The organism is Mycobacterium sp. NGS34 (assembly GCF_059812845.1).
Genome location: NZ_JCALDM010000002.1, coordinates 199,217 through 221,307 on the forward strand (window position 1 = coordinate 199,217; position 22,091 = coordinate 221,307).

The window sequence follows — 22,091 nt, forward strand, 5'->3', positions numbered from 1 at the left end:
ATTGTTGCGGCGAACGCAGCCGGTGCCCCCGGAAACCGTGAGTCGCACGAGGTGCTGGAAGGACGCATCTTGGCAGATTCCCGCCAGAGCAAGAGTCGCCAGAGTTCCAAAAACTCAAGTTCCACCAACGGCTCCGTGCCCGGAGCACCCAACCGAGTTTCCTTCGCCAAGCTCCGCGAACCGCTTGAGGTTCCGGGGCTTCTCGACGTGCAGACCGACTCGTTTGAGTGGCTCATCGGGTCGCCGCGCTGGCGCGAGGGCGCAATGGCCCGCGCGGGTGGCATGGGAGGGGCCAACCCGGTGGGTGGCCTCGAGGAGGTGCTCTACGAGCTGTCGCCGATCGAGGACTTCTCGGGCTCGATGTCGCTGTCTTTCTCCGATCCCCGCTTTGACGAGGTCAAGGCGCCGGTCGACGAGTGCAAAGACAAGGACATGACCTACGCGGCCCCGCTGTTCGTCACGGCCGAGTTCATCAACAACAACACCGGTGAGATCAAGAGCCAGACGGTGTTCATGGGCGACTTCCCGATGATGACCGAGAAGGGCACCTTCATCATCAACGGGACCGAGCGCGTCGTCGTCAGCCAGCTGGTGCGCTCTCCGGGCGTCTACTTCGACGAGACGATCGACAAGTCCACCGAGAAGACGCTGCACAGCGTCAAGGTGATCCCCAGCCGCGGCGCCTGGCTCGAGTTCGACGTCGACAAGCGCGACACCGTCGGCGTCCGCATCGACCGCAAGCGCCGGCAGCCCGTCACGGTGCTGCTCAAGGCGCTGGGCTGGACCGCCGAGCGCATCACCGAGCGGTTCGGCTTCTCCGAGATCATGATGTCGACGCTGGAGAAGGACAACACCGCCGGCACCGACGAGGCGCTGCTGGACATCTACCGCAAGCTGCGCCCGGGCGAGCCGCCGACCAAGGAGTCCGCGCAGACCCTGCTGGAGAACCTGTTCTTCAAGGAGAAGCGCTACGACCTGGCCCGGGTGGGCCGCTACAAGGTCAACAAGAAGCTCGGCCTGAACACCGAGCACCCGATCACGACGACCACGCTGACCGAAGAGGACGTCGTCGCCACCATCGAGTACCTGGTGCGCCTGCACGAGGGGCAGTCGGTGATGACCGTCCCCGGCGGCGTCGAGGTGCCGGTGGAGACTGACGACATCGACCACTTCGGCAACCGGCGGCTGCGCACGGTCGGCGAGCTGATCCAGAACCAGATCCGGGTCGGCATGTCCAGGATGGAGCGCGTCGTCCGGGAGCGGATGACCACTCAGGACGTCGAGGCCATCACGCCGCAGACGCTGATCAACATCCGCCCGGTGGTCGCCGCGATCAAGGAGTTCTTCGGCACCAGCCAGCTGTCGCAGTTCATGGACCAGAACAACCCGCTGTCGGGCCTCACCCACAAGCGCCGCCTGTCGGCGCTGGGCCCGGGCGGTCTGTCCCGTGAGCGCGCCGGCCTGGAGGTCCGTGACGTGCACCCGTCGCACTACGGCCGGATGTGCCCGATCGAGACGCCGGAGGGCCCGAACATCGGTCTGATCGGCTCGCTTTCGGTGTACGCGCGGGTCAACCCGTTCGGGTTCATCGAGACGCCGTACCGCAAGGTGGTCGACGGTGTGGTCACCGACGAGATCGTGTACCTGACCGCCGACGAGGAGGACCGCCACGTGGTGGCGCAGGCCAACTCGCCGATCGATCCCAGCGGCCGGTTCGTCGAGCCGCGCGTCCTGGTTCGCCGCAAGGCGGGCGAGGTCGAGTACGTGCCCTCGTCCGAGGTCGACTACATGGACGTGTCGCCGCGCCAGATGGTGTCGGTGGCCACCGCCATGATCCCGTTCCTCGAGCACGACGACGCCAACCGCGCCCTGATGGGCGCCAACATGCAGCGCCAGGCGGTTCCGCTGGTGCGCAGCGAGGCGCCGCTGGTGGGCACCGGCATGGAGTTGCGCGCCGCGATCGACGCCGGCGACGTCGTCGTCGCGGACAAGCCCGGGGTGATCGAGGAGGTCTCCGCGGACTACATCACCGTGATGGCCGACGACGGCACCCGGCACACCTACCGGATGCGCAAGTTCGCCCGTTCCAACCACGGCACCTGCGCCAACCAGTCGCCGATCGTCGACGCGGGCGACCGCGTCGAGGCCGGCCAGGTGATCGCCGACGGCCCCTGCACCGAGAACGGTGAGATGGCCCTCGGCAAGAACCTGCTGGTCGCGATCATGCCGTGGGAGGGCCACAACTACGAGGACGCGATCATCCTCTCCAACCGCCTGGTCGAAGAGGACGTGCTGACCTCGATCCACATCGAGGAGCACGAGATCGATGCCCGCGACACCAAGCTGGGCGCCGAGGAGATCACCCGGGACATCCCCAATGTCTCCGACGAGGTCCTCGCCGACCTGGACGAGCGCGGCATCGTGCGGATCGGGGCCGAGGTTCGCGACGGCGACATCCTGGTCGGCAAGGTCACCCCGAAGGGTGAGACCGAGCTGACCCCGGAGGAGCGGTTGCTGCGGGCGATCTTCGGCGAGAAGGCCCGCGAGGTCCGCGACACCTCGCTGAAGGTGCCGCACGGCGAGTCCGGCAAGGTCATCGGCATCCGGGTGTTCTCCCGCGAGGACGACGACGAGCTGCCGGCCGGGGTCAACGAGCTGGTCCGCGTGTACGTGGCCCAGAAGCGCAAGATCTCCGACGGCGACAAGCTCGCCGGCCGGCACGGCAACAAGGGCGTGATCGGCAAGATCCTGCCCGTCGAGGACATGCCGTTCCTGCCGGACGGCACCCCGGTGGACATCATCCTGAACACCCACGGTGTGCCGCGACGGATGAACATCGGCCAGATCCTGGAAACGCACCTCGGCTGGTGCGCGCACAGCGGCTGGAAGGTCGACACCGGCAAGGGCGTGCCCGACTGGGCCGCCAACCTGCCCGAGGACCTGCTGCACGCCGAGCCGAACGCCATCGTGTCCACGCCGGTGTTCGACGGTGCGCAGGAGGCCGAGCTGCAGGGACTGCTGTCGGCCACGCTGCCCAACCGCGACGGCGAGGTGCTGGTCAACGCTGACGGCAAGGCGGTGCTGTTCGACGGCCGCAGCGGCGAGCCGTTCCCGTACCCGGTGACCGTCGGCTTCATGTACATCATGAAGCTGCACCACCTGGTGGACGACAAGATCCACGCCCGCTCCACCGGCCCGTACTCGATGATCACCCAGCAGCCGCTGGGCGGTAAGGCGCAGTTCGGTGGTCAGCGGTTCGGCGAGATGGAGTGCTGGGCCATGCAGGCCTACGGCGCCGCGTACACGCTGCAGGAGCTGTTGACCATCAAGTCCGACGACACCGTCGGCCGGGTCAAGGTGTACGAGGCGATCGTCAAGGGCGAGAACATTCCCGAGCCGGGCATCCCCGAGTCGTTCAAGGTGCTGCTCAAGGAGCTGCAGTCGCTGTGCCTCAACGTCGAGGTGCTGTCGTCCGACGGCGCGGCCATCGAGCTGCGCGAGGGCGAGGACGAGGACCTGGAACGGGCCGCCGCCAACCTGGGAATCAACTTGTCCCGCAACGAATCCGCCTCTGTTGAGGACTTGGCTTAATTAGTTACTAAACCCGCAAGGGGAAAGGGAGTTACGTGCTCGACGTCAACTTCTTCGATGAACTCCGTATCGGCCTGGCCACCGCGGAGGACATCCGGCAATGGTCTTACGGCGAGGTCAAGAAGCCGGAGACGATCAACTACCGCACGCTGAAGCCGGAGAAGGACGGCCTGTTCTGCGAGAAGATCTTCGGACCGACTCGGGACTGGGAGTGCTACTGCGGCAAGTACAAGCGCGTTCGCTTCAAGGGCATCATCTGTGAGCGCTGCGGCGTCGAGGTGACCCGCGCCAAGGTGCGCCGCGAGCGGATGGGCCACATCGAGCTGGCGGCGCCCGTCACGCACATCTGGTACTTCAAGGGTGTGCCCTCGCGCCTGGGCTACCTGCTCGACCTGGCGCCGAAGGACCTCGAGAAGATCATCTACTTCGCCGCGTACGTGATCACGTCCGTCGACGACGAGATGCGGCACAACGAGCTCTCGACGCTCGAGGCCGAAATGATGGTGGAGCGCAAGGGAGTTGAGGACCAGCGCGACGCCGAGCTGGAGGCCCGCGCGCAGAAGCTCGAGGCCGACCTGGCCGAGCTGGAGGCCGAGGGCGCCAAGGCCGACGCCCGGCGCAAGGTTCGTGACGGCGGCGAGCGGGAGATGCGCCAGATCCGCGACCGTGCCCAGCGTGAGCTGGACCGGCTGGAGGACATCTGGAGCACCTTCACCAAGCTGGCCCCCAAGCAGCTGATCGTCGACGAGAACCTCTACCGCGAGCTCGTAGACCGCTACGGCGAGTACTTCACCGGTGCCATGGGCGCGGAGTCGATCCAGAAGCTGATCGAGAACTTCGACATCGACGCCGAGGCCGACAACCTGCGGGACGTCATCCGAAACGGCAAGGGGCAGAAGAAGCTTCGCGCGCTCAAGCGGCTCAAGGTGGTCGCGGCGTTCCAGCAGTCGGGCAACTCGCCGATGGGCATGGTGCTCGACGCCGTGCCGGTCATCCCGCCGGAACTGCGCCCGATGGTCCAGCTCGACGGTGGCCGGTTCGCGACCAGCGACCTCAACGACCTGTACCGCCGCGTGATCAACCGCAACAACCGGCTCAAGAGGCTGATCGACCTCGGCGCGCCCGAGATCATCGTCAACAACGAGAAGCGGATGCTGCAGGAGTCGGTGGACGCGCTGTTCGACAACGGCCGCCGCGGCCGCCCGGTCACCGGGCCGGGCAACCGCCCGCTGAAGTCGCTGTCCGATCTGCTCAAGGGCAAGCAGGGCCGGTTCCGCCAGAACCTGCTCGGCAAGCGCGTCGACTACTCGGGCCGTTCGGTCATCGTGGTCGGCCCGCAGCTCAAGCTGCACCAGTGCGGCCTGCCCAAGCTGATGGCGCTGGAGCTGTTCAAGCCGTTCGTGATGAAGCGGCTCGTCGACCTCAACCACGCGCAGAACATCAAGAGCGCCAAGCGGATGGTCGAGCGGCAGCGTCCCCAGGTGTGGGACGTGCTCGAAGAGGTCATCGCCGAGCACCCGGTGCTGCTGAACCGCGCGCCCACCCTGCACCGGCTGGGCATCCAGGCCTTCGAGCCGATGCTGGTGGAGGGCAAGGCGATTCAGCTGCACCCGTTGGTGTGTGAGGCGTTCAACGCCGACTTCGACGGTGACCAGATGGCGGTGCACCTGCCGCTGTCCGCCGAGGCGCAGGCCGAGGCCCGCGTCCTGATGCTGTCCTCCAACAACATCCTGTCGCCGGCGTCCGGCCGCCCGTTGGCCATGCCCCGACTGGACATGGTGACCGGGCTGTACTTCCTGACCACCGAGGTCGACGGGGACACCGGCGAATACCGGCCGGCCGCCAAGGACCAACCGGAGGTCGGGGTGTACTCCTCGCCGGCCGAGGCGATCATGGCGTCGGACCGCGGGGTGCTCTCGGTGCGGGCCAAGATCAAGGTGCGGCTGACCCAGCTGCGTCCGCCCGCCGAGATCGAGGCCGAGCGCTTCGGCGCCAACGGCTGGCGGCCGGGCGACGCCTGGATGGCCGAGACCACGCTGGGCCGGGTGCTGTTCAACGAGCTGCTGCCGGTGGCCTACCCGTTCGTGAACAAGCAGATGCACAAGAAGGTGCAGGCCTCGATCATCAACGACCTGGCCGAGCGCTACCCGATGATCGTGGTGGCGCAGACGGTCGACAAGCTCAAGGACGCCGGTTTCTACTGGGCGACCCGCAGCGGTGTCACGGTCTCGATGGCCGACGTGCTGGTTCCGCCGCGCAAGAAGGAGATCCTCGACCAGTACGAGGAGCGCGCCGACAAGGTCGAAAAGCAGTTCCAGCGTGGCGCTTTGAACCACGACGAGCGCAACGAGGCGCTGGTGGAGATCTGGAAGGAAGCCACCGACGAGGTCGGTCAGGCGCTGCGCGAGCACTACCCGGCCGACAACCCGATCATCACGATCGTCGACTCGGGTGCCACGGGTAACTTCACCCAGACCCGGACGCTGGCCGGCATGAAGGGCCTGGTGACCAACCCGAAGGGTGAGTTCATCCCGCGTCCGGTCAAGTCGTCGTTCCGCGAGGGCCTGACGGTGCTGGAGTACTTCATCAACACCCACGGCGCTCGAAAGGGATTGGCGGACACCGCGTTGCGTACCGCCGACTCCGGCTACCTGACCCGTCGTCTGGTGGACGTGAGCCAGGACGTCATCGTCCGCGAGCACGACTGCGAGACCGAGCGCGGCATCGTCGTCGAGCTGGCCGAGCGTCAGCCCGACGGCACGCTGATCCGCGACCCGTACATCGAAACCTCGGCGTACGCACGGACTTTGGGCACCGACGCGGTCGACGAGAAGGGCAACGTCGTCGTCGCGCGCGGCGAGGACCTGGGTGACCCGGAGATCGACGCCCTGCTGGCGGCGGGCATCACGTCGGTCAAGGTGCGTTCGGTGCTGACCTGCACCACCGGCACCGGCGTGTGCGCGACCTGCTACGGGCGCTCGATGGCCACCGGCAAGCTGGTCGACATCGGCGAGGCCGTCGGCATCGTCGCGGCCCAGTCCATCGGTGAGCCCGGCACCCAGCTGACGATGCGGACCTTCCACCAGGGTGGTGTCGGTGAGGACATCACCGGCGGTCTGCCCCGTGTTCAGGAGCTGTTCGAGGCCCGCGTCCCGCGCGGCAAGGCGCCGATCGCCGACGTCACCGGGCGGGTCCGCCTCGAGGACGGTGAGCGGTTCTACAAGATCACCATCGTTCCGGACGACGGCGGCGAGGAAGTCGTCTACGACAAGCTCTCCAAGCGGCAGCGGCTGCGCGTGTACAAGCACGACGACGGCTCCGAGGGAGTGCTGTCCGACGGCGACCACGTCGAGGTGGGCCAGCAGCTGATGGAAGGCTCGGCCGACCCGCACGAGGTGCTGCGCGTGCAGGGCCCCCGCGAGGTGCAGATCCACCTGGTCCGCGAGGTCCAGGAGGTCTACCGCGCACAGGGTGTGTCGATCCACGACAAGCACATCGAGGTGATCGTCCGCCAGATGCTGCGCCGCGTCACCATCATCGACTCGGGCTCGACGGAGTTCCTGCCCGGCTCGCTGATCGACCGTGCGGAGTTCGAGGCGGAGAACCGCCGCGTGGTGGCCGAGGGCGGCGAGCCCGCCGCCGGGCGCCCCGTGCTGATGGGTATCACGAAGGCGAGCCTCGCCACCGACTCGTGGCTGTCGGCGGCGTCGTTCCAGGAGACCACGCGAGTGCTGACCGATGCGGCGATCAACTGCCGCAGCGACAAGCTCAACGGTCTGAAGGAGAACGTGATCATCGGAAAGCTGATCCCGGCCGGTACCGGCATCAACCGCTACCGCAATATCCAGGTGCAGCCCACCGAGGAGGCCCGCGCCGCGGCGTACACGATCCCGTCCTACGAGGATCACTACTACAGCCCGGACTTCGGCCAGGCCACCGGAGCCGCGGTTCCGCTGGACGACTACGGGTACAGCGACTACCGCTAGTTCGACCTAGTTCGAGACGAGAAAGCCCCGGGCCCAAAGAGGTCCGGGGCTTTTTCGTTCGCGGTATCGTGGCAGGTCGATTGAGCGCATCCCCGTTGCGGTCGTCGAGGACGGTGAGAATCCATGGGCGACTTGCATTCACCGGTGCGGTCGTTGGTCACTCGCGACAACTTGATGGCCGTGCTGCGCGCGGCCGGGCGCCGACGGCTGATCCTGATCCATGCGCCCTCGGGGTTCGGCAAGACCACGCTGGTGGAACAATGGCGGGCAGAACTGGCCGGCTCCGGTGTGGCGGTGGCCTGGTTGACGGTCGATGACAACGACAACAACGTGGTGTGGTTTCTTTCGCACGTGCTCAAGGTGATCCGGCGCGCCCATCCCGCCATAGGAGCGTCGTTGGGGCGGACCCTTGACGAGCGCGGGGAGGAGGCGGTGCGCCCCGTGCTGACGTCGCTGATCGACGAGATCGATCGGAACGGTTGCCCGGTCACGCTCGTGGTGGACGATTGGCAGCGGGTATCCGATGGCCAGACGGCCGATGCGCTGCGTTTCCTGATCGACCAGGGTTCCGTTCACCTGCAAGTCATCGTGAACAGCTGGTCGCTCCCACGGTTGCCGTTGGCCGAGTTGCGACTTCGCGACGAACTGGTCGAAATCGATTCCGAGAAGCTGTGTTTCGATGCCGATGAGGCGCAAGCGCTGTTGAACGACGGTGCGGGGCTGCGGTTGGCGGACACCGACGTGGCGGCCCTGACCGCCGCGACGCACGGGCGGGTCGCCGCCCTGCAGCTGGCGATGCTCTCGCTGCGCGGCGATGACCCGGGGGACGGGGCCGCCGGCCTGCTGCGTCGAATGCCGATGGGCAGCGACGCGGCCGGTGAATTCCTCGCGCGAAATGTCCTCGACACCCTGGAGCCCGAATTGCTCGAGTTCCTCTGCGCGACGTCGATCACCGAACGAACCTGCGGGGAGCTGGCATCGGTGTTGGCGGGGGTCGGCGGCGGGCAGGACGTACTCGACGACGTCGAGCGACGCGGCCTGTTCCTGCGGCGCCTCGACGACGACCCGCGGTGGTTTCGCTATCACGAGATGTTCGCCGGTTTTCTGCGGCGCCGGCTCGAGTGCGACAACCCCGATCGCCTCAAACACCTGCACCGCATCGCATCGGACTGGTTCGCCGAGCACGGCTATCTCGGTTATGCGGTCGACCACGCGCTCGCCGCCGGGCAGGCCACCAGGGCGGTCGATCTCGTCGAGCGGGACCGGACGATCGGATCGGTCAACCAATCGCGCATGGCGACCTTGCTCGGCATCATCGAGAAGCTACCCGCGGAGCTGGTGAACACGCGGCCACGGCTGCACCTTTCCATGGCGGCGGCCAACATTCTGCTGCAGCGGCCCGCGGCCGTCGAGGCCGCACTCGACCGCGCCATCGCCGCCATACCCGCCTCGGGCCTGCCCGCGGCGGCGCGGGCGGATCTGGCGCTGGAGGCCAAGGTGTGGCGAGCGGTGGCGCAACTGAACTCCGACCGGATCGAAGGCATGGCCCGTCTGGTGGCCGAGGTGATATCGCGGCCAAAGACCCTGCGCCCGGTGCTGCCCCAGGCGACGGCGACCATCGCGGCGTTCGCCGGGATCTACCGCTTCGACTACGAGGCGGCCCATCGGGCCCTGGAGTGGGCGGCGCCCTACGACGAGGGGGCCGCCGCCGGGTACCACAGCTGCTGGGCCGGCATTGCCGCCAGACATCAGCTCGACATCCCCCGCGCGCTGCGCAGCTTCCGGAAGGCTTTCGAAATCGGCGCCGCGGTGGGGCGGGAGTCGCAGGCGGCGCGGCACGCCGGCGCGCTGCTCGGCGAATTGCTCTACGAAATGGGCGAATTCGCCGAGGCGGCGGATCTTCTAGAGGAGAGCTATCGGCTCGGTCCCGAAGCCGGCGCGGTCGACTACCTGGCGGCGCAATACGCCGTCAGCGCGAAAATCAAAGCGGCGCAGGGAGATCGAGATGCGGCGGGCGGTCGCCTCGACGCCGGCATGGCGGTGGCCGAGAAGTTGGGGTTGCCGCGGCTGGCGGCCGTCGTCAACCACGAGCGGGTCAGGTTGCAGCTGCCGATCGCCCCGCCGGAGGCCGCGCGGCTGCGGTCCATGCATCGCGTCTTTCACGGCGGCAACGGCATCGCCACCATCACCGCCGAGCTGGACGAGGCGTCCGGCATCCGCCTGCTCTCGCGAAGCCGCGCCGCCGACGACCGCGACCAGGCGTGCCGGCGCGCCGGCGCGCTGCTCGGCGGCATTGCCCCGACCGCTCGGCCGCTGGCGAACCTTCAGGCCCGCCTGCTGCTGGCTGAAACCCTCAACGTGGCCGGGCTGGCGGAGGAGGCGCGAAACCACGTCGCGGCGGTCCGCGACCTGTGCGCCGAACACGGGCTGCCGCAGCTGCTCGTCGACGCTCGGCTCGGTTAGCAGGGCCCCGAGCTCTTGGTCGCGGTGGTCAAAGCCGCCGACGCCGGGGTGTTCTGCGACACCGCAGAGGAGCAGCGGTGGCTTGCTTCGCGGCGACATTTCGCGTGTGCTCTTAGGAGAGGAGGTGACAAGCGATGGACGAGCCAGGTGGCGTCGGGGTTGGTGCCAGGCCCGCCGAGGAATTGTTGGTTTACGAGGGAGACGTGTTCATCAACTTCCGAACCAGTCGGCAATGGGTGCTGATCAAGTTGTTCGCGCTGCCACCCGCCGCGGACGACCACCAGGTGTTGGCATTGTTGATCCACCACCCGCGCTACCGCGACAGCTACGCCGCACCGGAGTTCAAGGACGCCGAGACCATTCACGGCCCGTACTGGTTGAATGCCATCACTCCTGAGGTGTTTTCCCCGGTGGCGTCCGCTGATGCCGAGGCATTGATCCGTACCTGGGCCGACTACACAGTCCCGTTAGCCGACGATGACCGCGCAGCCATGGAACGTGAGGTCTACCCGCGGATCCGAGAAGCAACCAGCCGCTACCAGCTGCCAGATATGCGCGACACCGCCCAGCATGACTGGGGTTACGTGGTCGGCTCAGATGGATTTCACGAATTCGTCTTGATCAATCGCCAGACGAACATTGTGGCGCTGCTGGTGGCGAGCGACGACTAATTAACCGGTTCCGTACGGTTGAGACGTGCGGCAACGAATCCCTGATGCACCCCTTCGCTCAGCTGGGTGACGTCCTGGGTCAGCCGAGGCAGACAATCGCTATCGACCAAGAGGCTGTGCACGATGAGCCGACCCGCGTGCGGCTGTTCAGATCCGGCGACATAGTTGCTCAGCTGGACCCACACACTTCGGTTCCCAATGAGGGTGATGCCGCTGCAACGCACTGCGGCCGTCCATTGGATCGGAGGGACGGGTAAGACCTGAACCTCGATGCCGGTGGCGTTGAGACCGCGCAGCGTGCGATCGGCGTGGCGCAGCACGTCGTAAAAGGCGGGCCAGCCGGTATAGCCGAAGACGCTGATCGTCTCGGCAGCCTCCCACTCGCCGTTGCCGAGCGGTCCACACACCGCCATCCGCGCTACCTGCTGACCGGGAATGTCGGGAAGCGCAAGCAAGTGCCAATTCATGGGAATACTCAACCGCTGCAACCATTCCGGTATCTCGGCTCCGGACAATGCTTCGATATCTTCGATGTCTTCGTCTTCCCGAAACGCGTCGACCAGCGAGGCTGCGGGCAGAGGCCGCCAGCGCGGTGACGGCGACGGCGCGCTCATGGCACGGCCGCCTCACCACCTTGGCTGCCTCCGGAGAGGATCGTCCACACCAAGACTCCCCCGACCACAACCCATCCGAACACTTGCTTGCCTCCCTCACTGAGATCGTGGCCGATGTCCGGCAGCCATGCGTGGCCACCCGGCGACGGCCCAGGGTGCGTCGCCGGTGGTGCTGGCACATCCGGCTGATCCCAGCCAAACACTGGCGGCTGCTGCACCGGACTGATGGTGAATCCCGGCGGCGACGGATCTTTCAACCACGGCGGTAGGTCAGCCGGGTCGGCGAACTGAGTCGGTGGCAGCGATACCGGTATGGGGTGACCGGGCTCCGGTGGAGCTGGCGCCGTTGCAGGGGGATCGAGTACTGGCGGCAGCTGCGGCGGATCATCGACAAACGGCGAAAGTGGCAAGTGCACCTTGGGGTTCTTCCCTGACTGCCTCGGTGAGTTCGCCAGCGGACGCGGCCCACCGGCCGGCCATCGCCCGCACCGCGGTGGTCTCCACCCGCACTGGCTGCATGAGAGCGATTTTATTCGCTCTTGTGGGCGGCGAAAGTCACTCAGCAAGTCACCGGCAGATGCCTTGCCGGTGTGGGCGACGGCGTCGCCGCGCGTCGGCACGCCTCACTACACTGGCCCTCGTGCTCATCGGTTCGCACGTCCACTCCGACGATCCCCTGTCCGCCGCCCAGGCCGACGGCGCCGACGTGGTGCAATTCTTCCTCGGCAACCCGCAGAGCTGGAAGAAGCCCAAGCCGCGCGACGATGCCGAGACGCTGAAGGCGTCCGCCCTGCCCCTGTACGTCCACGCGCCGTACCTCATCAACGTCGCCTCGGCCAACAACCGGGTCCGCATCCCGTCGCGCAAGATCCTGCAGGACACCTGCGACGCGGCCGCGGCGATCGGCGCGACGGCGGTGATCGTGCACGGCGGTCACGCCGACGACAACGACATGGAGGCCGGCTTCGAGCGGTGGGTCAAGGCGCTGGACTACCTCGAAACCGACGTGCGCGTGTACCTGGAGAACACGGCGGGTGGCGACCACGCCATGGCCCGCCACTTCGACACCATCGGCCGGCTCTGGGATCACATCGGCGACAAGGGCATTGGCTTCTGCCTGGACACCTGCCACGCGTGGGCAGCGGGCGAGGAGCTGATCGACGCGGTCGACCGGATCAAGGCCCTGACCGGCCGCATCGACCTGGTGCACTGCAACGACTCGAGGGACGCCGCGGGCTCCGGCGCCGACCGGCACGCCAACTTCGGCACCGGCCAGATCGATCCCGAGCTGCTCGTCGCGGTGGTCAAGGCCGCCGACGCCCCGGTGATCTGCGAGACCGCGGACGAGGGCCGCAAGGACGACATCGCGTTCCTGCGGGAAAACACCGGCGGCTGATCCACGGCCTATGCTCGGTCGGCTGGCGACGCTTTTCGGAGTGCTCATCCTGGTCGCCGGTTGCTCGCCCTGGCCCGAGCTGCCGTCGGGATTCGTCACCGGCACCAGCAGCCACCACATCGACATCGGCGGGCACGATCGCGACTATCGGCTCTACAAGCCTGCGGGGGTGCCCGCGCCGGCTCCGCTGGTGGTCGTCATGCACGGCTATTCCGGCAGTGCCGCGCAAGCCGAAAGGGGTTATGGCTGGGACCGTTTGGCCGATTCCGCCAAGTTCGTCGTCGCCTATCCGGACGGCCTCGACCGGGCCTGGAACGTCGACGGGGAGGGGTGCTGCGGCCGCCCGGGACGCGAAGGCGTCGACGACGTCGCCTTCATCAGCGCGGCCGTCGCCGACATCGCCCGCAACGTCGGCATCGACCCCGCCAAGGTCTACGCCACCGGCATGAGCAACGGCGCCATCATGTCCCTCACGCTGGCGTGCGCCACCGGCATTTTCGCGGCCGTCGGCCCCGTCGCCGGCACCCAGCTGAGCACCTGCCGGAACCCGCAGCCGGCGTCGGTCATCCACATTCACGGCACCGCCGACCGGCTCGTCCCGTACGGCGGCGGGCAGGGTTTCAGCGTCATCAACGGCCCGTCGGTGCCAGAGGTGAACGCGTTCTGGCGCAACGTCGATCAATGCGGCGCCCCCAACTCCACCGGCAACGGGCCGGTGACGACCTCGACGGCCGCGTGCGCCGACAACCGGGGCGTCGTCCTGATCACCGTGGACGGCGGCGGCCACGAGTGGCCGCCGTTCGCGACCAAGGCGCTGTGGCAGTTCTTCGCGGCGCACCCGCGCTGATCATTACAGCTCTTGTGCGACTGTCGGAAAACTGTAACATGGGTGGCATGCCCGATACCCATGTCGTGACCAACCAGGTTCCGCCCCTGGAGAACTACAACCCGGCCACGTCCGCCGTGCTCGCCGAGGCACTGATCCGCGAGGGCGGGCAGTGGGGTCTGGAAGAGGTGAATGAGCTTGGGGCGCTTGCGGGCAGCCGCGAGGCGCAGCGCTGGGGCGAGCTCGCCGACCGCAACCGGCCGGTGCTGCACACCCACGACCAGTATGGCCACCGCGTCGACGAGATCGAGTACGACCCGGCCTATCACGAGCTGATGCGCGCGGCGATCGCCCACGGCATCCATGCGGCGCCCTGGGCCGACGCGCGGCCGGGCGCGCACGTGGTGCGCGCCGCCAAGATGTCGGTCTGGAACGTCGAGCCCGGACACACCTGCCCCGTCTCGATGACGTACGCCGTCGTCCCGGCGCTGCGCCACAACGCCGAACTGGCGGCGGTTTACGAGCCGCTGCTGACCAGTCGCGAGTACGACCCCGAGCTGAAACTGGCCACCACGAAGGCCGGCATCACCGCGGGCATGTCGATGACCGAGAAGCAGGGCGGCTCCGACGTGCGCGCCGGCACCACCCAGGCGACCCCCAATGCCGATGGCAGCTACAGCCTCACCGGCCACAAGTGGTTCACCTCGGCGCCGATGTGCGACATCTTCCTGGTGCTGGCGCAGGCGCCGGGCGGGCTGTCCTGCTTCCTGCTGCCGCGGATACTGCCCGACGGCACCCGCAACCGGATGTTCCTGCAGCGGCTGAAGGACAAGCTCGGCAACCACGCCAACGCGTCCAGCGAGGTCGAATACGACGGCGCCACCGCGTGGCTGGTGGGCGAGGAGGGCCGCGGCGTCCCCACGATCATCGAGATGGTCAACCTCACCCGGCTGGACTGCACGCTCGGCAGCGCCACCAGCATGCGCACCGGCCTGACCCGCGCCATCCACCATGCCCAGCACCGAAAGGCGTTCGGCGCCTACCTGATCGACCAGCCGCTGATGCGCAACGTGCTCGCCGACCTCGCCGTCGAGGCCGAGGCGGCCACGATCGTCGCGATGCGGATGGCCGGCGCCACCGACAAGGCGGTGCGCGGCGACGAGACCGAGGCGCTGCTGCGCCGGATCGGCTTGGCCGCCAGCAAGTACTGGGTGTGCAAGCGCGCCACCCCGCACGCCGCCGAGGCGCTGGAATGCCTGGGCGGCAACGGTTATGTCGAGGACTCCGGCATGCCGCGACTGTTCCGTGAGGCGCCGCTGATGGGCATCTGGGAGGGCTCGGGCAACGTCAGCGCGCTGGACACGTTGCGCGCCATGGCAACCCGCCCCGAGTGCGTCGAGGTGTTGTTCGGCGAGCTGGCCCAGACCGCGGGCCAGGATCACCGGCTGGACGGCCATGTGGAAAAGCTGCGGGGGCAACTGGCCGACCTGGACAACATCGCCTACCGCGCCCGCAAGGTCGCCGAGGACATCTGCCTGGCGCTGCAGGGCTCGCTGCTGGTGCGGCACGGCCACCCCGCCGTCGCCGAGGCGTTCCTGGCCACCCGGCTCGACGGCCGGTGGGGCGGTGCGTTCGGCACCATGCCGGAAGGGCTGGACCTCGCCCCCATCCTGGAGCGCTCGCTGGTAAAGGGCTGAGCCACAACATGACCCACGCGATCAGGCCGGTCGACTTCGACAACCTGAAAACCATGACCTACGAGGTCACGGATCGGGTTGCGCGCATCACCTTCAACAGGCCGGAGAAGGGCAACGCGATCGTCGCGGACACCCCGCTCGAGCTCTCGGCGCTGGTGGAGCGCGCCGACCTCGACCCGGGCGTCCACGTCATCCTCGTGTCGGGGCGCGGCGAGGGCTTCTGCGCGGGCTTCGACTTATCCGCCTACGCCGATCGCACGGGGTCGGCCGGGGGAACCGGCGCGTATCAGGGCACCGTGCTGGACGGCAAGGCCCAGGCGGTCAACCACCTGCCGGATCAGCCGTGGGACCCGATGATCGACTACCAGATGATGAGCCGATTCGTGCGCGGGTTTTCCAGCCTGATGCACGCCGACAAGCCGACGGTGGTCAAGATCCACGGCTACTGCGTGGCCGGCGGCACCGACATCGCGCTGCACGCCGACCAGGTGATCGCCGCCGCCGACGCCAAGATCGGCTACCCGCCGACCCGGGTGTGGGGCGTCCCCGCGGCCGGCCTGTGGGCCCACCGGCTCGGCGACCAGCGCGCGAAACGCCTGCTGCTGACCGGGGATTGCATCACCGGCGCGCAGGCCGCCGAGTGGGGCCTTGCCGTCGAAGCGCCGGACCCGAAGGACCTCGATGAGCGGACCGAGCGACTGGTCGAACGGATCGCCGCGGTGCCGGTCAACCAGCTGATCATGGTCAAGCTGGCGCTCAATTCGGCTCTGCTGCAACAGGGAGTGGCCACCAGCAGGATGGTCAGCACCGTCTTCGACGGCGTCGCGCGCCACACGCCCGAGGGCCACGCCTTCGTGGCCGACGCGGTCGAGCACGGTTTCCGGGAGGCGGTTCGCCATCGCGACGAGCCCTTCGGTGACCACGGCCGCCGCGCGTCACAGGTGTAAGCCATGCCCGACATGACGGCCCGGTCGGTGGTGCTCAGCGTGCTGCTCGGCGCCCACCCGGCGCACGCTCGGGCCAGCGAATTAGTCAGGCTCACTGCGGATTTCGGGATCAAAGAGACCACGCTGCGCGTCGCGCTGACCCGCATGGTCGGCGCCGGCGACCTGATCCGGTCCGCCGACGGCTACCGGCTCTCCGATCGCCTGCTGGCCCGCCAGCGCCGCCAGGACGACGCCATCGACCCACGGGTCCGCCCGTGGGGCGGGGAGTGGATCACGCTGATCGTGACCAGCGTGGGCGGCGACGCCCGCACCCGGGCTGCGCTGCGGAACGCCATGCACGACAAGCGCTTCGGTGAACTGCGCGAGGGCGTGTGGATGCGCCCCGATAACCTGGAGCCCGACCTCGATCCCGAGATCGACGCCCGGGTGCGGGTCCTGCGGGCGCGCGTCGACGACGCCGCCGAGCTGGCCGCGCAGCTGTGGGACCTGCCCGCCTGGGCCGGGGCCGGCAACCGGCTGCTCGACGAGATGGCCGCCGCGCCGGACGTACCCGCGCGGTTCGTGGTGGCCGCGGCGACGGTGCGGCACCTGCTCACCGACCCGGTCCTGCCCGACGAACTGCTGCCCGCCGACTGGCCCGGTGCGCGGCTGCGTGCGGCGTACCACGACTTCGCCACTGAACTGCTGCAGCGGCGGGAACCACTATTCGCGGAGGCAAAATGAGCGATCCGGTGCGTATCGAGCGCAATGGCCCGGTCACCACGGTGATCATCGACCGGCCGGGGGCGCGCAACGCCGTCAACGGCCCCACGGCCGCCGCGCTCTACGCGGCGTTCGAGGACTTCGACCGCGACGACACCGCATCGGTCGCCGTGCTCTGGGGCGACGGCGGAACCTTTTGCGCCGGAGCCGATTTGAAGGCATTCGACACGCCGGACGCCAATCAGGTACACCGCACGGGCCCCGGCCCGATGGGCCCGTCGCGAATGGTGCTATCCAAACCGGTGATCGCCGCGGTGAGCGGCTACGCGGTAGCGGGAGGGCTTGAGCTGGCCGTCTGGTGCGACCTGCGGGTGGCCGAGGAGGACGCCGTGTTCGGCGTGTTCTGCCGGCGCTGGGGCGTGCCCCTGATCGACGGCGGGACCGTGCGGCTGCCCCGGTTGATCGGGCACAGCCGGGCGATGGACATGATTCTCACCGGCCGCGGTGTCAAAGCCGACGAAGCGATGGCCATGGGTCTGGTTAACCGCGTGGTGCCCAAGGGCCACGCCCGGCAGGCCGCCGAGAAGTTGGCCGCTGAATTGGCCGCACTGCCGCAGGCCTGTATGCGCTCCGACCGGCTCTCGGCGCTCAGCCAGTGGGGAATGAGGGAATCCGAGGCGCTGGACTTCGAGTTCGCGAGCATGCATCGCGTCTCCGCCGTCGCGATGGAAGGGGCTCGGCGTTTCGCCGCGGGCGCCGGGCGCCACGGCGCGCCCGCGAATTAGCCTGGCGGCCCTAGCCTTTGCTGATGGTGTTGCCCGAGCCGAGGTTGTCGACCTTCGGCTCGCCGTCCTTATAGGTGACGGTGTTGTTGAACCCCACCACGCTGATGCGCGTGTCGACCTTGTCGAGGGTGATCTTGTTGTTGGCGCCACCGATGGTCACCGTCGCGCAGGTGCCGGTGACGGTCAGCGTGTTGTTGGAGCCGCCGACGTTGAGCGTCTTGCCGTTGGCGCAATCGAGCGTGGCCGTGGTCCCCATCGACCCGTAGTTCAGCGAGTTCCCGATCTCGATGGAGGCGGTCGTGCTCGCCCCGCTCGAGCTCGTCGGCGCGGCCGCGCCGCTCGTCGTGGTGGCGGTGCTCTTCGTCGTGGTCGTCGTTGCCCCGCCGGGCGGATTGGCCGTCGAACTGCAGCCCGCCAGCACTAGGGCCGCGGCGGCCGGCACCAGGGCGAGCGCGGCCAGCCTGGACGAGCGGTCGGTGATGTGGTCACGCATCGATCCTCGATTCCCCGTTGAGTTCTGCCGTACCTCAGCCCGGCACCTGCTGGAGCCGGTTGGTCATGCCCAGTTCGCGTCCGCGGTCCCAGAGGACCGGCGAACCGCCGTGGAAGAAGACGGTCTCGTCGTACCCGTACACGGTGATGTCGTGGGTGACCGAGTCCGCGATGACGGTGTTGCCCGACCCCATGACCGTGACCGCCCAGCAGTTTCCCTTGGCGTTGATGATGTTGGCGGTGCCGTTGACGATCAGGGTGGCGTCGTTGCAGTCCAGGGTCTGCTCGACGCCCTGCCCGGTGATATGGGTGTCGCCGTTCTTGGCCTGCGCGTCCGGCGCCGGGGCGACGGGGGCGGCTGCGACGACGGCACAGGTGACCAGCGGCCCCGCGACGGTTATCCAGTTCACTGCACGCCCCCTTTTAAAGACGGGTGAATCCGCTCGAATGAGCCTACGAGTTTCCCGGCCGCCGTCAACTAGAGTCATTAGTCAACCCACCCGGGATCAATCGAAGGGCGATCGCCATGGCAGCTCCGGAACCGCCGCCGGCGGCTGGGCGCCAGCGCGCCACGAAGTCGGGCTCCCGCCCGGCCAAACTGAGCCGCGACGGCATCGTCGACGGCGCGCTGACCTTCCTGGACCGGGAGGGATGGGACTCGCTGACCATCAACGCGCTGGCCACGCAGCTGGGCACCAAGGGCCCGTCGCTGTACAACCACGTGGACAGCCTCGAGGACCTGCGCCGTGCGGTGCGGATCCGGGTCATCGACGACATCATCACCATGCTGAACCGGGTCGGCGAGGGCCGCGCCCGCGACGACGCCGTGCTCGTCATGGCCGCCGCCTACCGCAGCTACGCGCACCACCACCCCGGCCGGTACTCGGCCTTCACCCGGATGCCGCTGGGCGGCGACGACCCCGAGTACGCCTCCGCCACCAGGGGCGCGGCGGCGCCGGTGATCGCCGTGCTAGCGTCCTACGGCCTGGACGGGGTCGCGGCGTTCCACGCCGCGCTGGAGTTCTGGTCCGCGATGCATGGCTTCGTGCTGCTGGAGATGACCGGCGTCATGGACGACATCGACACCGACGCGCTGTTCTCCGACATGGTGTTGCGGCTGGCCCGCGGTTTGGAGGGGCTGGAAAGGCGCTCCGCGCACCAGCATGCCGCCCCGAACTGAGCCCGAAGGTGGCGACCCGCTGCGCCCGGCTGCGCCGCGCTTGCGATCGCCACGAGTCCGATGATGGTAGTGGGTCAGTTTGAATCACCGGGCGCTGGGCGCCGCGCCGAACCCGTGGGATGATGGGAATATGCCTGACCGGTCACGCAAGCGTCCACGCGACCTCAATGCGCTCGCCGCGTCCATCGTGAACGACGCTACCGACGAGACGCCAGAACCAGGAATCCGCAACGGCAAAGATCCGGCTGCGATCGAGCTGGGCCGCAAGGGCGGCCTAAAGGGCGGCCGGGCGCGCGCCGAGAAGTTGACAGCCGAGCAGCGGAGCGAGATCGCGAAAAAGGCCGCCGCGAGCCGTTGGCACAAAATCTAGACGAAGCGCGTAGCTCTCGAAAATTTTTCCGTAACCGATTCAAAACCTCGTTTTTCGAGGTCTGCCGTATACTTGAGATGTTGCGCTACGCAACGAAACAAATGAACCAGGTGGACGGTAGGGGATTCGAACCCCTCGGGCAAAGGTTTCCAGACTCCCGCCCGGCACCGTGCACCGCCCAGTGTGAGAGGCCCGTGACCTCGCCTTTCGACGAGGCCACGGGCGGTGGTCAACTACCTCCTATGGGGGTTCGATCACCAACACGATCAAAAGGGTTAGGCACGCGATGCGTACTACCCCCCTGATCGTGAAGGAGCGCCGAGGTGTCATCTCGACCTTCTCCTTCCTCTCGGGAGGAGCTGCCGTTCAGCTCCTCGTTAACCTCAACCCCGGCTGCAACCGGGGTTGAGGTGTCTCTGAGGGTGTAGGTGCCGCGCCGATGTCCGCGATCCAGTTTTCCCTGGCGGACGATGTAATTAACGGTGTTCTTTACCCGTTCCCTCGTGGCGTCTGACCGGTGCGCCTTCAGTAGTTGCTCGATTTCGTCGAGGTCAAGGACCGCGTCGGGATGCTGTTCGAACAAGTTGATAACCGCGTCGGTGAAGGTCGTCTTGTCGGTTGATGTTGAAGTCACCGTGTCGGTTGGTTCGTTAGCGTCATCGGTGGGCGATGCGGCCATGTATTGCTCGATGAACGGGCCGATGTTTTCGCGCATTGCCCGTAAACGTGCAAGGCGGTCCTCGGCATCAGCGATGTCTCTGTCTAGGCGCGCCAACGCCACTACCATGCTGCCCTGTGCGCTCGTCATAAACCGAAACGATACCACGCCCCCACACTCCGCGGATTATGACAGCGTTGTAATTAAACTTTCTGGTGCATGCCCCTTGAAACTGACCGTTGGCTCAAGCATAATTAGGGCATGGTCAACCGGCTCTCCACGGATCGGCGGGCGCAGATCGTGTCCTGCTTGTGTGAGGGGTTGAGTATTCGCGCCACGGTGCGCGTGACCGGGGCCAGCAAGAACACCATCACCAAACTGTTGGTGGATCTCGGTCGGGCGTGCGCCGAATACCAGGACGGCGCACTAGTGGATCTGCCGTGCAAGAACATTCAGTGCGACGAAATCTGGTCGTTCTGTTACGCCAAGCAGAAGAACGTCCCCAACGAGCACCGGGGCGAGTTCGGCTACGGCGACGTGTGGACCTGGACGGCGCTGTGCGCTGACACCAAGTTGGTGCCGAGCTGGCTGGTCGGTGAGCGCACCGGGTTCGACGCCGAAGTGTTCATGCGGGACTTGGCATCTCGGCTGAGTAACCGCATTCAGTTGACCACCGATGGGCTGCACCTGTATGTGAGCGCTGTCGAGGCCGCATTCGGCGCAGACATCGACTACGCCGTACTGCACAAGCTCTACGACGCCCCTACTGGCGTCGACAACGAGCGCCGCTACAGCCCCGCCGTCTGCACCGGCATTGAGGTGCGGGCCGTGCAAGGACATCCCGCGTTGGCGAAGGCCAGCACCTCATACGTCGAACGGCAAAACCTGTCGATGCGGATGGGTATGCGCCGATTCACCCGCCTCACCAACGGTTTCAGTAAGAAGGTGGAGAACCTGGCGCATGCGGTCTCGCTGCATTACATGAACTACAACTTCGCCCGGCCGCACCAGACACTCACCAAGAAGGCCGGAGGGCACCAGGTAACGCCCGCGATGGCCGCCGGTGTCGAGAACCGCGTCTGGACGCACCGCGACATCGCCGCGCTACTCGACTAAAGAGGAATCCCGGTCGTAGCTGCAAGCCACAACCGGGATTCCTAACCTTGCCTGCCTTACCTAGCCGAGCCGCGTCATGCCCTGCCGAGCCCTGCCTAGCCGCGACGCAGTTGACTCTACGCGCCTATGCCTCACCTAATCTCAGGTCACCAAAAGACGCCGAGTACGTCGGCCTGTGCGCGAAAATCCCGTCAAAATCGTGGCTGGCGCCTGAAACCAGATAGGACAGATCGGGGAATCCACACCTCTTGGACGCAATCGAGGTACACAAAACGCTACTTGCGAACCACTCCCGCCACAGTGCGGAGCGCAAAGCCCTTCAAACTGACCCACTACCCCGATGATCGCCGCTTTGACCTGCGAGACCGGCGGCGGGTATTGTGGTAGCTCGTGCCTGGCGGCTTACGGCGCCTGACGTAAGGGAACGGATGCCGGGCTAATTCGCATGTCCACGACGCATCGGATGGAATTCCGTGCTGAGCGCTTGCGACACACCCGGCCGCGGGGTACAGGAGTTAGCCCGGGGCGGGGCAAAACTGCAGTACACAGACTTAACAGCCGAGCCAGAACGCAAACTTCGACACAGAAAGCCTCCTA

The 22,091-nt window shown here is 67.2% G+C and carries 17 protein-coding genes; 13 read left to right on the top strand and 4 right to left on the bottom strand.

Going from position 1 to position 22,091, the window contains the following annotated elements; genetic code table 11:
- The first annotated feature begins 69 nt into the window (after positions 1–69).
- The 4 genes from rpoB (at position 70) to AC5Y7V_RS05875 (ending at position 10,711) form a co-directional block, all read left to right on the top strand.
- Positions 70–3,591 (top strand): DNA-directed RNA polymerase subunit beta, encoded by a 3,522-nt coding sequence (rpoB, locus tag AC5Y7V_RS05860; RefSeq protein ID WP_499879107.1) that lies wholly within the window; start codon positions 70–72, stop codon positions 3,589–3,591.
- A 35-nt stretch (positions 3,592–3,626) separates the two neighbouring features.
- Complete coding sequence (locus AC5Y7V_RS05865) at positions 3,627–7,577, top strand: DNA-directed RNA polymerase subunit beta' (protein WP_499879108.1); 3,951 nt, start codon at positions 3,627–3,629, stop codon at positions 7,575–7,577.
- Between the two features lie 123 nt (positions 7,578–7,700).
- Positions 7,701–10,040, top strand: a complete 2,340-nt coding sequence (locus tag AC5Y7V_RS05870) for a winged helix-turn-helix domain-containing protein (protein WP_499879109.1) — start codon at positions 7,701–7,703, stop codon at positions 10,038–10,040.
- A gap of 134 nt (positions 10,041–10,174) precedes the next feature.
- Positions 10,175–10,711, top strand: coding sequence for a hypothetical protein (locus tag AC5Y7V_RS05875; RefSeq protein ID WP_499879110.1), 537 nt, complete (start codon positions 10,175–10,177; stop codon positions 10,709–10,711).
- Here AC5Y7V_RS05875 and AC5Y7V_RS05880 read toward each other — a convergent pair.
- Positions 10,708–11,325 carry a hypothetical protein gene (locus AC5Y7V_RS05880; RefSeq protein ID WP_499879111.1) on the bottom strand — a complete coding sequence of 206 codons (618 nt, stop codon included), beginning with the start codon at positions 11,323–11,325 and terminating at the stop codon, positions 10,708–10,710. The two genes, AC5Y7V_RS05875 and AC5Y7V_RS05880, sit on opposite strands and share 4 nt — an antisense overlap.
- A 640-nt stretch (positions 11,326–11,965) precedes the next feature.
- On the opposite strand from AC5Y7V_RS05880, the gene AC5Y7V_RS05885 reads away from it, so the two are divergent.
- From AC5Y7V_RS05885 to AC5Y7V_RS05910, 6 genes are read left to right on the top strand one after another with little or no spacing between them, the layout of a single operon-like run.
- Complete coding sequence (locus AC5Y7V_RS05885; protein WP_499879112.1) at positions 11,966–12,721, top strand: deoxyribonuclease IV; 756 nt, start codon at positions 11,966–11,968, stop codon at positions 12,719–12,721.
- A 10-nt stretch (positions 12,722–12,731) separates the two neighbouring features.
- Positions 12,732–13,568 (top strand): extracellular catalytic domain type 1 short-chain-length polyhydroxyalkanoate depolymerase, encoded by an 837-nt coding sequence (locus AC5Y7V_RS05890; RefSeq protein ID WP_499879113.1) that lies wholly within the window; start codon positions 12,732–12,734, stop codon positions 13,566–13,568.
- Positions 13,569–13,615: 47 nt separating this feature from the next.
- Positions 13,616–15,244 (top strand): acyl-CoA dehydrogenase family protein, encoded by a 1,629-nt coding sequence (locus AC5Y7V_RS05895; protein WP_499879114.1) that lies wholly within the window; start codon positions 13,616–13,618, stop codon positions 15,242–15,244.
- 8 nt (positions 15,245–15,252) lie between these two features.
- Positions 15,253–16,191 (top strand): crotonase/enoyl-CoA hydratase family protein, encoded by a 939-nt coding sequence (locus tag AC5Y7V_RS05900; RefSeq protein WP_499879115.1) that lies wholly within the window; start codon positions 15,253–15,255, stop codon positions 16,189–16,191.
- Between the two features lie 3 nt (positions 16,192–16,194).
- Positions 16,195–16,914, top strand: a complete 720-nt coding sequence (locus AC5Y7V_RS05905) for a PaaX family transcriptional regulator C-terminal domain-containing protein (protein WP_499879116.1) — start codon at positions 16,195–16,197, stop codon at positions 16,912–16,914.
- Complete coding sequence (locus AC5Y7V_RS05910) at positions 16,911–17,678, top strand: crotonase/enoyl-CoA hydratase family protein (protein ID WP_499879117.1); 768 nt, start codon at positions 16,911–16,913, stop codon at positions 17,676–17,678. The genes AC5Y7V_RS05905 and AC5Y7V_RS05910 overlap by 4 nt, the downstream gene beginning before the upstream one ends.
- 10 nt (positions 17,679–17,688) lie before the next feature.
- On the opposite strand, the gene AC5Y7V_RS05915 is transcribed toward AC5Y7V_RS05910, so the two are convergent.
- Together AC5Y7V_RS05915 and AC5Y7V_RS05920 are read right to left on the bottom strand one after the other, a co-directional pair.
- Entirely contained in the window at positions 17,689–18,171 is a 483-nt protein-coding gene (locus AC5Y7V_RS05915; RefSeq protein ID WP_499879118.1) for a DUF3060 domain-containing protein, read from the bottom strand.
- Between the two features lie 34 nt (positions 18,172–18,205).
- Positions 18,206–18,580 (bottom strand): DUF3060 domain-containing protein, encoded by a 375-nt coding sequence (locus AC5Y7V_RS05920; protein WP_499879119.1) that lies wholly within the window; start codon positions 18,578–18,580, stop codon positions 18,206–18,208.
- Positions 18,581–18,696: 116 nt separating this feature from the next.
- On the opposite strand from AC5Y7V_RS05920, the gene AC5Y7V_RS05925 reads away from it, so the two are divergent.
- Both AC5Y7V_RS05925 and AC5Y7V_RS05930 read left to right on the top strand, forming a co-directional pair.
- Positions 18,697–19,350, top strand: a complete 654-nt coding sequence (locus tag AC5Y7V_RS05925) for a TetR/AcrR family transcriptional regulator (RefSeq protein ID WP_499879120.1) — start codon at positions 18,697–18,699, stop codon at positions 19,348–19,350.
- A gap of 130 nt (positions 19,351–19,480) precedes the next feature.
- Positions 19,481–19,720 (top strand): hypothetical protein, encoded by a 240-nt coding sequence (locus AC5Y7V_RS05930; protein WP_499879121.1) that lies wholly within the window; start codon positions 19,481–19,483, stop codon positions 19,718–19,720.
- A gap of 229 nt (positions 19,721–19,949) precedes the next feature.
- On the opposite strand, the gene AC5Y7V_RS05935 is transcribed toward AC5Y7V_RS05930, so the two are convergent.
- Positions 19,950–20,528 (bottom strand): hypothetical protein, encoded by a 579-nt coding sequence (locus tag AC5Y7V_RS05935; RefSeq protein WP_499879122.1) that lies wholly within the window; start codon positions 20,526–20,528, stop codon positions 19,950–19,952.
- Positions 20,529–20,639: 111 nt separating this feature from the next.
- On the opposite strand from AC5Y7V_RS05935, the gene AC5Y7V_RS05940 reads away from it, so the two are divergent.
- Positions 20,640–21,494, top strand: a complete 855-nt coding sequence (locus AC5Y7V_RS05940) for an IS1 family transposase (protein ID WP_499879123.1) — start codon at positions 20,640–20,642, stop codon at positions 21,492–21,494.
- The last annotated feature ends 597 nt before the right edge of the window (positions 21,495–22,091 follow it).